This is a genomic window from Limnohabitans sp. Rim28, assembly GCF_000293865.2.
Classification (GTDB): Bacteria; Pseudomonadota; Gammaproteobacteria; order Burkholderiales; family Burkholderiaceae_C; genus Limnohabitans_A.
On the sequence record NZ_ALKN02000007.1, the window covers coordinates 1 to 13810 of the forward strand.

Genomic DNA, 13810 nt, shown 5'->3' on the forward strand with positions numbered 1-13810 from the left:
GTTGGACCGTGCGCCAAGGTGTGGCGGGGGTGGTGCCCGGCAGTTGAAAAGACCCGCCGGTATACAAGGGTAACCCTTGAGTCATTTTTTGGGGTTGCACGGCTAAAATGAACCGATGCAAATAGAAACCCCGTCCGCGCCCAAAAAATCATTCAAAGTTCAGATGCTCGCTGCCCGCGAGGTCGCGATCATCCAGTCGGTCAACCGTTTGTTGGCTGAAAAAGGCTTTGATGCGATGACGGTGGACGAGGTCGCGGCGGAGGTGGGTATCGCCAAGGCCAGCCTGTACAAGCACTTCACCAGCAAAGAAGAGCTGGCCTGCGCCGCCATGGTCACCGCCATGCGCCGGGCGCAAGAAGTCATCCAAAGCACCGATGCCAGCTTGGCCCCGCTGGAAAAACTCAAATTCGTGACCCGCTGGACCATGACGCTCAAGCTGCAAGGCTTGATGCCCTCATTGCCCAGCCAAAACTCCAGCCTTCGCTCGACCCTCATGGGCAGCAAAGATTACATGGACGGTTTGATGGAGGTCAGCGACGCTTTGGGCGGTTGGATCGAAGAGGCCCAAGCGCAGGGCCAGATCAACAAAGCCTTGCCAGCCGTGGCCGTGCTCTACACCTTGTTTGCCCGCGCCTGCGACCCGGTGCTGGAATTCCTCAAGATGGGTGAGCAGCACACCGATGAGCAGATCCTCGATTTGGTCATGAGCACCTGCTTTGATGGACTGAACGCCCGCTGAGGTCAGGCGTTGGCATTCGGGGATTTTGACAAAGCCCCAAACCGTTCATAAGCGCTTTGACGTATCTCATCCGACACCCTTTGTATGGATTCGGAAGATTGGGTGTCAACGCGGAGGGTCAAACCGACGGGTCCCTCTGTGGCGCTCGTATCGATCTGTAGGCGCACCAGCGAACCTTGAAGCAAATCATTTTCTATGGCGCCCAGTGGAACAAACCACACAGCGTCGCTGTGCAGCACATAGCTGCGGCCGAATGACAGGTCTATGGTTTCAATGACTTTCAAAGGCAGCCCCGTGCCCACGGCCATGAAAAAGCGGTCTGCAGCTTCTCTGGCCCGCGTCCCTGCATCGGGCAGAACCAAACGGTAGCCGTCCAAAAGGGCGGGATCGATTTTCTGTCGCAAAGACAGATCATGCCCCGGGCGAACGACGAGCAGCAAAGGCTCGGTGTACAGGTGTTCAAAGGTCAAACCTTGCATGTCCGATGGCTCTGCGAGGCGACCAATCACCATGTCCAGAACCCCTTGTTTCAAGGCGGCAATCAGCTGTGCATTGCTGCCTGTTCGCACGGCTACGCGGGCCCGTGGCGCCGCGGCGGCAAAGCGCACCAGAGCGGGCGCCAGCACCGTGGCACCGACATTGGGCAAGGCGCCAATCACAAGGGCAGGGGCCTCGCCCTCTTCTTCGGCAGACAGGCTGGACAGCCCATCGTGGATCGCCCGCAAGCCGGATCCCGTGTGCCTGACCAAAATTTGACCCGCCCCGGTCAATGTGACGCCTTTGGGTGAGCGTTCAAAAAGTCGATGGCCTGCAATGTCTTCGAGCTCGGCCAGGGTTTTGGTGACAGCGGGTTGCGAAATGCTCAAGGCTTTGGCGGCGCGAACCAGTGAGCCGTGTTCGGCAATCGCCACCAAGGTGCGCAGGTGACGCATTTTGAGGCGGTCTTTCAATGACATCAGACAAGCATAACCTGCAAAAAACGCGGTCGATGTGGGCACAGACCGTATGCCCTGTTGGCATTCAGGTCAGTCGTGCCAACAAACTGGCGGCGTTGCCAGACATGACCTGGGCCTGATCGGCCGCCGACAGTCGAGATTGTTGAATGCCCGCCAGAGTTCTGGCGGTATCGAAAATGGGGCAATCCGTGCCCAGCACAACCCGATCGGCACCGAATACCGCCACAGCTTGTTCCAAGGCCTGAGGGCCCAGCGATGCGCAATCCACCCACACGGCGCGCGCCCGGCTCGATGGCATGGCGCGGGCCGGGTCGCGCAGGGCCAGCATGTGGTCCATGCGTTCGACCACAGCAGGAAAGGTGCCACCCAGGTTGGCCACCTGAACGGTGATGTTGCGCCACGGTTGCAAAAAGTCCGACAGCAGCAGGGTCACCATGGCTTGACCGACCTCGTGCTGAACGGCCAGCGCACGGCGTGCCAGATCGTGGTCAGGAGGCGCATCGGGCAAGGCACCGCTGTCGGGCATGCGTCCGGGGTGTACAAAGAAGTGCGCCCCCAGCGCCTCGGCCGCTTCAAACAAGGGTCGGATGCGAGCGCTGGCGGCTTCGCTGCGAAAGGCGTCCACCGGCAAAATGGCCCCCAGCAGCCCCAGCTCCCGTCGCGCTCGGCGCAGTTCTGCCACGGCCGCGTCCATATCGGCCAAGGGCAGCGCGGCGAGTCCGCAAAATCGGTCGGGGTGGGTCTGGCACAACTGCCCACAAGCATCATTGAAGGCGCGCACCAGCGGCGCTGACTGGTCAAAAGGCAAACTGTCGATGCCAAACAGACCGGGCAATGACAGCATTTGTTTGGCCACGCCTTGTTGCACCATGTGCTGAAGTCGCTGTGACGGGTCGGTGTGAGCCTCGCTGAAACCCAGGGTGCCAATCGGCATGACCAAGCGCTCGGCCCCATCGGTAAGCACCTCTAGGCGTGGCACCTGACCTTGACGCTGGCGCAGCGCATGGGCCACCTGCGGGGGCACCCAGTGCGCATGCATGTCGATGGCCTGGGCGCCCATGATCACTCCGCTTTGGCGCCAGACGCTTTGACGACTTCAGCCCAACGTGTGACTTCGCTGTCAATGAATTTGCCGAACTCCTGCGGTGATGAGATCGAGGGCGCAGCACCGACGCTGGCCAGCATCTCTTTGACGTCGTTTTGCTGCATGATTTTGCCGATCTCGGCGTTCAGCCGGTTGACGATGGCTGCTGGTGTGCCTGCGGGCGCCACAATGCCGAACCAAGGCTCAACGTCAAATCCGGGCAGGCCGCTCTCCGCAATGGTGGGCACATCCGGTATGGCTGCCGATCGTTTCCCGCTGGGCGTTGCCAGCATGACCAGCTTGCCGCCGGCTATATGCGGTTTCGCGACGGCGTATTGCAAAAACATGGCCGAAACTTGGCCGCCCAGAAGGTCGGAAGTGGCCGGGCCATTGCCCTTGTAGGGGACATGCGTCACGTCGACACCAGCACGGGTTTTGAACAACTCCAATGCCAGGTGTGCACCCGTTCCGATGCCACCCGAGGCGAAGTTGATTTTGCCGGGTCGGGCCTTGGCCAGGGCCAGAAACTCACTCACGTTTTTAGCAGGGACAGAGGGGTGGGTGACCAGAACCATGGGCGACCAAGCCGCTCGGATCACAGGGCTGAAGTCCTTGCGAGCGTCATAGCTGAGCCGAGTCGCCATCAAACTTTCATTGATCGCCAAATCGGGTGCGACCAACAGCAGTGTGTAGCCATCGGCAGGCGCGCGCGCGACCAGGGCACTGCCAATGGTGCTGCCGCCACCGCCTTTGTTGTCCACGATCACGGTCTGCCCAAGTCGGGTCTGAAGTTGGGCGGAGAGCAGGCGGCCCAGAATGTCCGTGAACCCGCCGGGCGGGTACGGCACCACCAAACGGATGGGTTTGTCGGGGTAGGCGGTTTGGCTGAAAACACCTGTGCAGGCACTCAGTGCCAGCGCAGCAAAAATGGCACGTCGTGAAAAACGGAACATGGCAGTCTCCTCATTTGAATGGCCAACAGATTGCTTGGGGTTTATCACAAAAGGCGTTGATGCGCCAACAAGCTCAAAGGTCGAGTTGTCTCTTTTGGGCGGTACCCGCCTGGCGAAATTGCGACAAAGGAGGCATCAGATACCGTCGCAGGTCTTTGGGGTCGGCGGCCGGGTCGGCAGCCACAGGGCGGGTACCGGCGATGGTCACGCGCTCCATCAGGCGACGCTGCGGGTAGTAATCGTGCAAGGCGGAATGCTGTACATGGCGGTTGTCCCAGAACACCACCATGTTCGGTTCCCAGCAGTGCCGGTACTGGTATTCATGAATCAGGGTCTTGCGGTACAGCATGTCCAGGATCATGCGGCTCTCATCTTCCGCCATGCCCTTGATGTAAAGCGTGAACTGGGGGTTGACAAAAATAACCCTTTTGCCCGTGATGGGGTGCACCGACACCACCGGATGGGTGACGGCAGGGTAGCGGTCTTCAAAGCGGCGCAACTTTTCGATGCCATCGGCGTCGGTGGGGAAAAGGCTGCGAAAAGGCTTGAAGTCGTGGACGGCTTCCAGACCCGATAAAAAGCGCTGCCAGCGGTCGGACAATCCTTCGTACACCGCCGACATGCTGGCAAATGCGGTGTTGCCGCCGTGTTCAGGAATGATTTTGGAGCACAGCGCCGTACCCATGGGCGGCGCCTCTCGAAAGGTTTCGTCGGTGTGCCAGATGTCTGTGGGCGCGGGGGGATTGCCCTCCTTGTTGTCATAGACGATCAACTCGGGGGCGTCGTTGCTGCTGGTGGAAAAGGGGTGAACGCTCAGGGTCCCGAAATAGCGGCCAAACCGGCGCAGGTCTTCTGAGGAAATCACCTGATCCGGAAAGACCAACACGCCATGCTGGGCGTGGGCCAGTTTGAGGGCCTCGACCGTGGCGTCGTCCAGCGTCTGCTTGAGGTCGATGCCGGTAATGCGGGCGCCCAGAAAAACGCCGGCACGGCGAATTTCCAATGCCGAGGAAGCCGCCGTTGCGGGGGCCTGTTGCGGGGTATCCATGTCCATGACCTATAACTCCTTTGGAGCTGCGAAAGCAGCCAGATTGGACTGTATGCGCAGGAGTCGGTCAAATAAATTGAAATTCCAAGGGCAGCGGTATTCCCTAAGGTTATACCCAGAAGGGCAAGCCCATCGATACAAGGCCCGCCCAGCCGGGTAAGCAGCGGTCTTCAGCGCACCAGCAATACGGGCACTTTGCTGTTGGCCAGCACTTGGGTGGCGACCGAGCCCATGACCAGGTTGCCCAAGGTGCCGTGGCCGTGTGAGCCCATCACCACCAAATCAAACTTGCCGCTGTCGGCTGTTTTGGAGATGGTTTCGCCAGCGTGCCCGACTTTGCTCATGGTTTTGGCGTCGATGTTGTGGCGCAGCAAGAACTTGGTGACCGGGGCCAACACTTTTTCAGCTTCTTCGCGGTGGTAAGCATCCACCATCTCTTTGCCCACGGCGGCGCGCGCGCGGGGGGGCAATTGGGGGTTCACGGTCAGCAGTGTGTAGCTGTTTTTGGCGCTGAAGAGCTCGTCGTGCGTGGTCAGGTAAGCCAGCATTTTTTTGGTGAATTCGCTGCCGTCGATGGCCAATAAGATTTTCATGAGGGTCTCCTGTTGCAAATCAAACAAGGCTTGACCATAAGACTTGTCTGACCGTGCGGCCTTGACTTGGGTCATGAAACGCGCTGTTTGGCAACGGGGGGCCTTGGCCCAATGTGGCAAGCCTTGTGCCGCGCTTTCAAAGGCTGATCAGCTCAATGGGTTTGAAGGTCTTTTGCTCGTTTTTGTGGGCATAGCCCAAAGGGTTGGCCACCACGCGGCAGCCATTCAAGGTGTAGTCGCTGGGGCAATGCAAATGCCCATGCAGCCAAAGTTGCGCCTGCGGCAGCAGTGCGTCCAGCGCATTGCAAAACCCGGCGGTGCCTGGAACCCGGCCGTAGCGTGGATCGGCACTGTGCAAGCTGGGCGCAAAGTGTGTGATGACCACGGTGCGCCCATCAAAGGGGGTGTTCAGTGCCTGGCTTAACCATTCTTGGCATTGCAGCGCTTGCGCGCGCAGCCCTTCGGCCAACCAAGCTTCGCCCTGACGCGTGGTCATGGCTTTGCGCAGGTAATAGTTGGCGGCCCTGAAAGCCTTGTCGCGGGCTTTGATTTGGCGAGTGAACTGGCTGTTGGGGTGGCTGAAGTGCGCCGGAATTTTGTCCACCAGTGGGTCGGGTATCTTCTGCCCCGCCAATGGCCCCAGCGCGTCAAAGTCGGTCCACAGCGTGGTGCCCACAAAACGCACTTGGCCCATTTGCACCACTTCTCGTTCTAGCCAGGTGATGCCCAGCCGGGCGCAACTGTCTTGCAGCCGGGCGTGGGCCTCGTCAAAGTCCAAGCCGTCGTACTCGTGGTTGCCCGGCACAAACAGCACCGGTGTGGGCCAGCCGTGCAGGGGTGAAAATCGCGCCAAGCCAAAGTCGGTATCGCCGGTTTTGCTCAAGGCCGAACCCGCTTGGTAGGAGCCAATGTCACCCGCCAGCACCAGCACATCCGTACCGGGTGCGGGGCTGGGCATGAAACCGGGGTTGGATTCCAGGTGCAGGTCAGAAAGCAGTTGGATCTTCATGCGCAGTCCTCGGCGCGAAAGGCTTGTTGCGCCGCTTGTTGCAATTGGGCGCGCAGCCACTGGTGCGCGCTGTCGTGTTCGCGTTTCCGGTGCCACAGGGCGTGCACCTGAACGGGCGGTACGTCAAAGGGCAAGTCGTGCAATGCCAATTCTTTGGCCATGCCGGTGGTGGGCACGAAGTGGCGCGGCAGCACGGTGAGCAAGTCGGAGTTCACCACCACCCGCCCAGCCGTGAAGAACTGATTCACCGTGAGCACGATGCGCCTTTGTTGACCGATCACAGCCAAGGCCTCGTCCACAAAGCCATAGGCTCGCCCCGAAAAGCTCACCAGCAAATGGCGTGCGTTGCAATAGTCCTGCAGGGTGATGGGGCGTTTGGCCAAAGGGTGGTCTTTGCGCATCACACACACGTATTCGCCCGAATACAGGCGTTGGTGCGCATAGGGAATGGCTTCGCCTGATTGGGCCCGGGCCGTCAAGTCAGCCAACACGGCCGGAAAGTAGCCCAGTGCGATGTCTGCGGCATCTTCGCCCAACAGTTTGCGGGGGTCTCGGGTGGTCAAAGGCACCACACGCAGTGACACGTCGGGCGCTTGCTCTTCCATTTGCTTGGCCAAGCCGCCCATGAGTTCGGCCGCGGTGGCGTCGGCCATGGCCAGCACAAAAGTGCTGTTGGCCTGCTGCGGCTCAAAAGCACTGGGCACGATGGCCGCTTGCAGCTGTCGCAAGGCTTCGCGCACGCTCGGCCACAAAGCCAAGGCCCGAGGCGTGGGTTCAATGCCGTGGCCCTGCCGGCGCACCAGTTCATCGCCCAAGGCATCGCGCAACCGCCGCAAGGCATTGCTCACGGCGGGCTGGGTCAAAGACAGGTTGTTGGCGGCCCGGGTCAGACTGCGTTCGGCCATGACTTCGTCAAAGACCCGCAGCAAATTCAGGTCCAGCGTGCGAAAGGCGGCAGGAATGGGGGTGTTCATGTTGGCAGACCTATCTATCACCATTATGAATGATGGGCATCATGAATATAAAGTTGAACAATATACACGTAAACCCTATGATGAGTTCTGATTTTAATGATTAGCAATGCCAAATTGCACAGAATCAATTCTAGGGAAAACACAATGAACACCGCCACCAAAACCATATTGGGTCAGCCAACGCTGCTGCCCACTGCCGCTGAAGCGCCTCTGGCGCTCACCCAACGCTTGGCCACGGTCTTGCTTGCCGCCGGCGTTTCCGCTTTGCTGGTGCTGACCTACCGGCTTTTGGATGGCTGGGCCGAGTCTCATCTGTTGGCCGCTTGGCTGGCTTTGTGGGCCGTGGCTGTTTTGGCCATTGTGCTGTTGCGTGGGCTGACCCGCGTTTTGGCGCAAAACTTGATGACATTCTTTGACACATGGTCAGCGCAGTTGGCCCGTCGCCGTGCAGACGAGCGTCTGTGGGCCATGGCTCAAAACGACCCGCGTCTGATGCGTGACTTGGAAGTGGCCATGGACCGCGCCCCTGAGCAGCGCAGCGCATTGCAGGGGTTTGAAGACCGCATGTCCCGCCGTGCCGCCCGTTTGGTGCGCGATCGTCTTTATTACATCTGAGCACCGGCGCTTTCAGCGCTTGGAGGCCAGGTAGATGCCCGGCAAGATCAACGCAGCGCCCATGACGTGGTGCCAGCCCATGGCTTCTCCCAAAACGACCCATCCTGCCAAACCACCATACAAAGGCCCCAGGTACAAACTGGCGGCCACACGGCTGGCGCCCAGCACCTTTTGGCAAAAGCCATAGGCCCAATAAGCCCCGAGGCCGGGCAACAGCCCAGCGGCCACAACGAGCAGCGTGGCTTGCACTGTCCAGGCCGGGCGCTCAGGTTGAAGGAATTCCCACAGGCTGAAGGGCAGCAGCACGATCACACCACCCATGCAAATGGCGGCCAGTCGCGCCGTCGAACCCAGAGGCGTGGGCCACTTTTTTTGCAACAAGGCAAAAGCCGCCCAGGCCGCCATGGCCAGCACAATCCAGCCGTCCCCGGCCACCCATTGCACCTGAGCCAAAACCAACCACTGCCCTTTGACCACCACATGGAATACCCCGGCCATGGCCACGACAACGCCCAGTCCTTGGCGCCATGAAAAGCGCTCGCCCAGCCACAGGACGGCGCCCAGCGCAATCAAAACGGGCGAGGCGGCATAAATCAGGGCGATGTTCATGGCCGTGGTGGTCTTGCCCCCTTGGTAGACCCAGGCCCCGCAAATCAGCATGCCCAAGGCCCCCAGCAGCAGATACCTGCCACCGTCTGCCAGAGTGCTGCGCCTTTCTCGCCACAGCTCACTGCGTGCGATAAAGGCCAGGATCACGCCTGCCAAAGCCCAGCGGCCCAAGGCCAGCATGTGGGGCTCTACCACGCCCGGCGCTGAGCGCGCCACGATGTAGTTGACGGACCACAAGGCGGGCGTGACCCATATCAGCCATAAGGCGATGCGGGTTCGGGATTCAGCGGTTTGAAACAAAGACATGACACCGATTGTGCAGGCCAGAAAAAACCGCCCCGGTTTGTGGCCGGGGCGGTTGGAGACTCAGACGCCGAATGGGCGCAGAGCCGGAGCTTTAAGCCAGACGCGCTTGCAATGCGGCCTTGGTGTCCAGCAAAGCTTGGGGCAGGTGGTAGCTCAATTGCGCAAAGTGCTCGTCGTGCAGTTTGAACTCGGCCTGCCAAGAGGCCTTGTCGATGTTGGTGACCGACTTGAACTGTTCGGCGCTGAACGCGATGCCGTTCCAGTTGATTTCAGCGTAAGTGGGCGCAATGCCAAACATGGTTTCTTCGCCCTGGGCTTTGCCCTCCAGGCGGTCGATCATCCACTTGAGGACGCGCATGTTGTCGCCATAGCCGGGCCAGACAAACGAGCCGTCTTCGCCCTTGCGGAACCAGTTGACGCAGTACATGGCGGGCAGTTTGTGGCCAGCGGCTTGGGCCTTGGCGCCGGTGTTGAGCCAGTGCTGGAAGTAGTCGCTCATGTTGTAGCCACAGAAGGGCAGCATGGCGAAGGGGTCGCGGCGCACCACGCCTTGCGCGCCAAAGGCTGCGGCAGTCGTCTCAGAGCCCATGGTCGCAGCCATGTAAACACCTTCGGCCCAGCTGCGCGCTTCGGTGACCAATGGCACAGTGCTTGAGCGGCGGCCACCGAACATGAAGGCATCGATCGGCACGCCTGCAGCGTCGTCCCAAGCGGGGTCGAGCGCGGGGTTGTTGGTCGCGGACACGGTGAAGCGGGCGTTGGGGTGGGCGGCTTTGGCGCCGGTCTCTTTGGCGATCTGGGGGGTCCAGTCCTTGCCTTGCCAGTCGATCAAATGGTCGGGCAACTTGCCGGTGTCTTTTTCCATGCCTTCCCACCACACGTCGCCGTCGTCGGTCAGGGCCACGTTGGTGAAGATCACGTCTTTGTTCAGACTCAACATGCAGTTGGGGTTGGTTTTCATGTTGGTGCCGGGGGCCACGCCAAAGTAACCCGCTTCGGGGTTGATGGCGTACATCTTGCCGTCGGTGTGCGGCTTGACCCAGGCAATGTCATCACCAATGGTGGTGACTTTCCAGCCGTCAAACGCAGCAGGCGGTACCAGCATCGAGAAGTTGGTTTTGCCGCAAGCGCTGGGGAAAGCCGCTGCCACGTGGTACTTCTTGCCTTCAGGATTGGTCACGCCCAAGATGAGCATGTGCTCGGCCAACCAACCTTGGTCTTTGCCCATGTTGGAGGCAATGCGCAGCGCAAAGCACTTTTTGCCCAGCAATGCGTTGCCGCCGTAGCCTGAGCCATAAGACCAGATTTCGCGGGTCTCTGGGAAGTGCACGATGTACTTGGTGCTGGGGTTGCAAGGCCAAGAGGTTTTGTCTTTTTCGCCAGCGGCCAAAGGCGCGCCCACGGTGTGCATGCAAGGCACAAACTCACCATCGGTGCCCAGCACGTCGTACACGGCTTTGCCCATGCGCGTCATGATTTTTTGGTTGACGGCCACATAAGCGCTGTCGCTCAATTCGATGCCGATGTGGCTGATGTGCGACCCCAAGGGGCCCATCGAGAAAGGCACCACATACAGGGTGCGGCCGGCCATGCAACCGTCAAACAAGGGGTTCAGGGTGGCGCGCATTTGCGCGGGATCCATCCAGTTGTTGGTGGGGCCGGCGTCTTCTTTTTGGGCAGAGCAAATGTAGGTGCGGTCTTCCACGCGGGCCACGTCCGACGGGTCGGACCAAGCCAAGAAAGAGTTGGTGCGCTTGGCGGGGTTGAGTTTTTTGAAGGTGCCGGCAGCCACCAGTTCGGCGCACAGGCGATCGTATTCTTCTTGGGAGCCGTCGCACCAGTAAATGTTCGCGGGTTTGCACAGGGCGGCCATTTCTGCGACCCAGGCGATCAATTTGGCGTTCTTCACATAGGCGGGCGTGTTGAGGTTCAGGCCCTGCATCGCGGGTGAATTCATGGGGAAAGCTCCAAAGTTTAAAAATCGTTTTTCCAAAAGCCCAGGGAGGGGATTTTGGAAAAACGGCTTGCAGGCTGAGATACTGAGCGCTGGACATGGACGGGTCGCCAGCAGGGTCTCGATTTTAGGGAGACCGCCTGTTTCTTGCTTGTCAGATTGGCCGAAAACCCCTTTATATCTATGCAAAATAATCATGAAAGTATGCGAGGTGCTCGCTGGCCCATGGCGCGCCAGCGGCGGCGTTGGCTCGGCTTCATGGGGGCCCTGTCGGGGGCTTTGCTGGGGCCATCCTGGGCTTTGGCGCCAACCCGAATCAAGGTGGCGGCCGCCAGCAATCTGAAGTTTGTACTTGCTGACTTGACGGCTCTTTACAGGCAACAAACAGGCGTTCAAGTGGATGTTAACTTGGGCGCTTCGGGCAATTTGGCGCGGCAAATTTTGCAAGGGCTGCCCGTTGAACAGTTCATTTCGGCGGACGAAGCATGGGTGGCCGAGCTGGTCAAAGCAGGCCGGACGCTGGACGCCGGGCAGCGCTACGCCACGGGCCAATTGGCCTTGGTGGTCCCTCAAAATTCAGCATTGCCACTGAGCCAAGGCTTGGCCGCAGTGGTCCGAGCGATGAAGACGGGCGACAAATTCGCCATCGCCAACCCAGCGCTGGCCCCCTATGGCGTGGCCGCCGAGGAGGCCTTGCTGCGCGCAGGCGTTGGGCCCTTACCGGCGCCGAAAAAAGTGTTGGGCGACAACATTGGCCAAGCCACCCAGTTTGTCGCCACGGGTGCAGCGCAAGCCGGCATCACGGCTTTGGCACTGGCAAGTGCGCCCGAAATCGCCAGCGCATTGCAGGTCTTGCCCTTGCCCGTGCATCTGCATTCACCCCTGCACCAGCGCATGGTGTTGTTACAAGGCGCCAGTGCGGCCGCTGTGAATTGGCACCGGTTTTTGCTCAGCCCGCCAGCCCAGACGGTCTTGGTGCGCCACGGCTATGCCTTGCCGCAATAATCAGAACCCCGCATACGCCTTCTTCACCCCATGGATTGGTCCGCCCTTCACGTTTCGCTGACATTGGCCGTTTTGACCACCTTGGTTTTGCTGCCCGTGGGCTTGGCGCTGGCCCGTTGGCTGGCGGTGACCGCTTGGGCAGGGCGGCCCGTGGTCGAGGCCTTGTTGTTGTTGCCTTTGCTGTTGCCGCCCACCGTCATTGGTTTTTACTTTTTGGTGGCCTTTGGCCAAGGTGGCGCTTTGGGCGCCTGGCTCGCGGCCTCGGGTGTGCGTTTGGTTTTCACGCTCGAAGGCCTGCTCTTGGTCAGTGTGTTGGTCAATTTGCCCTTCATGGTGCAACCGATTCAACGCGCGTTTGCCGCGGTGCCCCACAGCCTGCGCGAGGCGGCGTGGGTCTCGGGCCTGTCGAGCTGGCAGACCTTTTGGCGCATTGAGTTGCCGCTGGCCTGGCCCGGTTTGCTGGCGGGCATGGCCCTCACCGTGGCCCACACACTGGGTGAATTTGGCGTGGTGCTCATGGTGGGTGGCAACATCGAGGGCGAGACCCGCACCCTGTCGGTATCGCTCTACGACAAGGTGCAGGGCATGGATTTGCAGTCGGCCCATGTGATGGCGCTGGCGCTGGTGAGTGTGTCCTTGTTGGCGCTGACCGTGGTGTTGGCCTTTGACCGGGTGGGCCAACGCGGCCGCGCCCTGCAGGAGCGCTGATGACCGGCCTGCAAGTGCAATTGCGCTCGGCCAGCCCAATCCGGCTGGCCGCTGAATTTGAATGCGGCGCGGGCGAGTTGGTGGCCTTGGTTGGGCCGTCCGGCAGTGGCAAAACCAGCATGTTGCGCGCCATTGCCGGGCTGTGGACGCCGGCCGATGTGCAAGGCCATATTCGGGTGGGGGAACAGGCTTGGCTGGACACGGCAGCGGGCGTGCAGCTCAGTCCGCAGGCGCGTCGGGCGGGCTTGGTGTTCCAGCAGTACGCTTTGTTTCCGCACATGACCGCCCACGCCAATGTCTCGCTGGCAGCTGGCGCAGGTTGGACCCGTGCGGATGTGCAGGCCTTGCTGTCGCGACTGGGCTTGGCCGAACTGAGTGCGCGCAGGCCCGCGCAACTGTCTGGCGGTCAGCAGCAGCGCGTGGCTTTGGCGCGTGCCTTGGTGCGGGTCATGCCCACGCCCATGGACGCATCGGCTTCAAGCCCCGCCCACTTGCCCGGTGTTTTGTTGTTGGACGAGCCGTTTTCTGCGGTGGATGCACCCACACGGCAGACGCTTTACCGCGAGTTGGCCGCATTGCGTCAAAAGGTGTCGGTGCCCATGGTGCTGGTCACGCACGATTTGGCCGAGGCCCGTCGCCTGGCCGATCGGGTGGTGATTGTGGACGCGGGCCAGACCCTCCAAACCGGTGAGCCCGCCCGTGTGTTCGCCAGCCCGCGCAACGCGCGTGTGGCCGAGTTGGTCGGCATTCAAAACCATTTTGAAGGATGCTTTTTCAAGGACAGGCCGGGTTGGGGCCGCTTGCGCTGGACCGATGCAAGCCATCCTGAATGCCATGTCGAGTTGCCAGTGCCCGATAAAAACAAGATTGACGACGGCATGCCGGTGACTTGGGTGATGAACGGCGAACAAGTCGATGTGCTGGGCGATGGCGATTTGCCCAGCCTGGAAGAGCCGGGTCACACCCGCTTGCGCTGCCAGCTGCTGGAGGTCTTGTCGCTGGGCGAAATCAGCCTGTGCACACTCATGCCCGAAGCCTTGCCCAGCCAAACCATCACCTTGAACCTGACCAGCCGCCTGCTGCAGCGTTTGCAGGTGGGTTCTGGAGGCTGGGTTCAACTCCAGATCGCGCCTGGCGCCTTGCACATCATGCCGGTGCGCACAAACTAACAGGTCTGGCAGCTTGCCCGGTCTGAGGTGCCAAAAAAGCAAGCCATGTTGCTCCACTTGACATGCCAGAGGGCCTGACTCAGAGACA

The 13810-nt window shown here is 60.5% G+C and carries 14 protein-coding genes; 5 read left to right on the forward strand and 9 right to left on the reverse strand.

Features of this window, described 5'->3' with window-relative positions; translation table 11 throughout:
• The first annotated feature begins 115 nt into the window (after positions 1-115).
• Positions 116-739, forward strand: a complete 624-nt coding sequence (locus B472_RS09190; RefSeq protein ID WP_019427293.1) for a TetR/AcrR family transcriptional regulator — start codon at positions 116-118, stop codon at positions 737-739.
• Between the two features lie 2 nt (positions 740-741).
• Here B472_RS09190 and pcaQ read toward each other — a convergent pair whose 3' ends face one another.
• The 7 genes from pcaQ to B472_RS09225 all read right to left on the reverse strand — a co-directional run bounded on the left by pcaQ (position 742) and on the right by B472_RS09225 (position 7356).
• Positions 742-1695, reverse strand: a complete 954-nt coding sequence (gene pcaQ, locus B472_RS09195) for a pca operon transcription factor PcaQ (RefSeq protein ID WP_019427294.1) — start codon at positions 1693-1695, stop codon at positions 742-744.
• 64 nt (positions 1696-1759) lie between these two features.
• On the reverse strand, positions 1760-2755 hold the full coding sequence (locus B472_RS09200; RefSeq protein WP_040505986.1) for an amidohydrolase family protein: 996 nt from the start codon (positions 2753-2755) through the stop codon (positions 1760-1762).
• Between the two features lie 2 nt (positions 2756-2757).
• Positions 2758-3732: a tripartite tricarboxylate transporter substrate binding protein gene (locus B472_RS09205; RefSeq protein ID WP_019427296.1), complete on the reverse strand. Its 975-nt coding sequence runs from the start codon at positions 3730-3732 to the stop codon at positions 2758-2760.
• 73 nt (positions 3733-3805) lie between these two features.
• Entirely contained in the window at positions 3806-4786 is a 981-nt protein-coding gene (locus tag B472_RS09210; protein WP_019427297.1) for a TauD/TfdA family dioxygenase, read from the reverse strand.
• Between the two features lie 164 nt (positions 4787-4950).
• Positions 4951-5373 carry a universal stress protein gene (locus B472_RS09215; protein ID WP_026039604.1) on the reverse strand — a complete coding sequence of 141 codons (423 nt, stop codon included), beginning with the start codon at positions 5371-5373 and terminating at the stop codon, positions 4951-4953.
• Positions 5374-5509: 136 nt separating this feature from the next.
• Positions 5510-6382 carry a metallophosphoesterase gene (locus B472_RS09220; RefSeq protein ID WP_019427299.1) on the reverse strand — a complete coding sequence of 291 codons (873 nt, stop codon included), beginning with the start codon at positions 6380-6382 and terminating at the stop codon, positions 5510-5512.
• Positions 6379-7356: a LysR family transcriptional regulator gene (locus B472_RS09225; protein WP_019427300.1), complete on the reverse strand. Its 978-nt coding sequence runs from the start codon at positions 7354-7356 to the stop codon at positions 6379-6381. The genes B472_RS09220 and B472_RS09225 overlap by 4 nt, the downstream gene beginning before the upstream one ends.
• 144 nt (positions 7357-7500) lie before the next feature.
• On the opposite strand from B472_RS09225, the gene B472_RS09230 reads away from it, so the two are divergent.
• Positions 7501-7971: a hypothetical protein gene (locus tag B472_RS09230; protein WP_050995460.1), complete on the forward strand. Its 471-nt coding sequence runs from the start codon at positions 7501-7503 to the stop codon at positions 7969-7971.
• A 12-nt stretch (positions 7972-7983) separates the two neighbouring features.
• Here B472_RS09230 and B472_RS09235 read toward each other — a convergent pair whose 3' ends face one another.
• Together B472_RS09235 and B472_RS09240 are read right to left on the reverse strand one after the other, a co-directional pair.
• Positions 7984-8886, reverse strand: a complete 903-nt coding sequence (locus B472_RS09235; RefSeq protein ID WP_019427301.1) for a DMT family transporter — start codon at positions 8884-8886, stop codon at positions 7984-7986.
• A 91-nt stretch (positions 8887-8977) separates the two neighbouring features.
• Positions 8978-10843 (reverse strand): phosphoenolpyruvate carboxykinase (GTP), encoded by a 1866-nt coding sequence (locus B472_RS09240; RefSeq protein ID WP_026039605.1) that lies wholly within the window; start codon positions 10841-10843, stop codon positions 8978-8980.
• Between the two features lie 201 nt (positions 10844-11044).
• Between B472_RS09240 and modA the strand changes: the two genes are divergently transcribed.
• The 3 genes from modA to B472_RS09255 are packed head-to-tail and all read left to right on the forward strand — an operon-like array spanning position 11045 to position 13722.
• Positions 11045-11845 (forward strand): molybdate ABC transporter substrate-binding protein, encoded by an 801-nt coding sequence (gene modA, locus B472_RS09245; protein ID WP_019427303.1) that lies wholly within the window; start codon positions 11045-11047, stop codon positions 11843-11845.
• 30 nt (positions 11846-11875) lie between these two features.
• A complete protein-coding gene (gene modB / locus B472_RS09250) occupies positions 11876-12553 on the forward strand; it encodes a molybdate ABC transporter permease subunit (protein WP_019427304.1) in 678 nt (225 codons plus the stop codon).
• Positions 12553-13722 carry an ABC transporter ATP-binding protein gene (locus B472_RS09255; protein ID WP_019427305.1) on the forward strand — a complete coding sequence of 390 codons (1170 nt, stop codon included), beginning with the start codon at positions 12553-12555 and terminating at the stop codon, positions 13720-13722. The genes modB and B472_RS09255 overlap by 1 nt, the downstream gene beginning before the upstream one ends.
• Positions 13723-13810 lie beyond the last annotated feature (88 nt).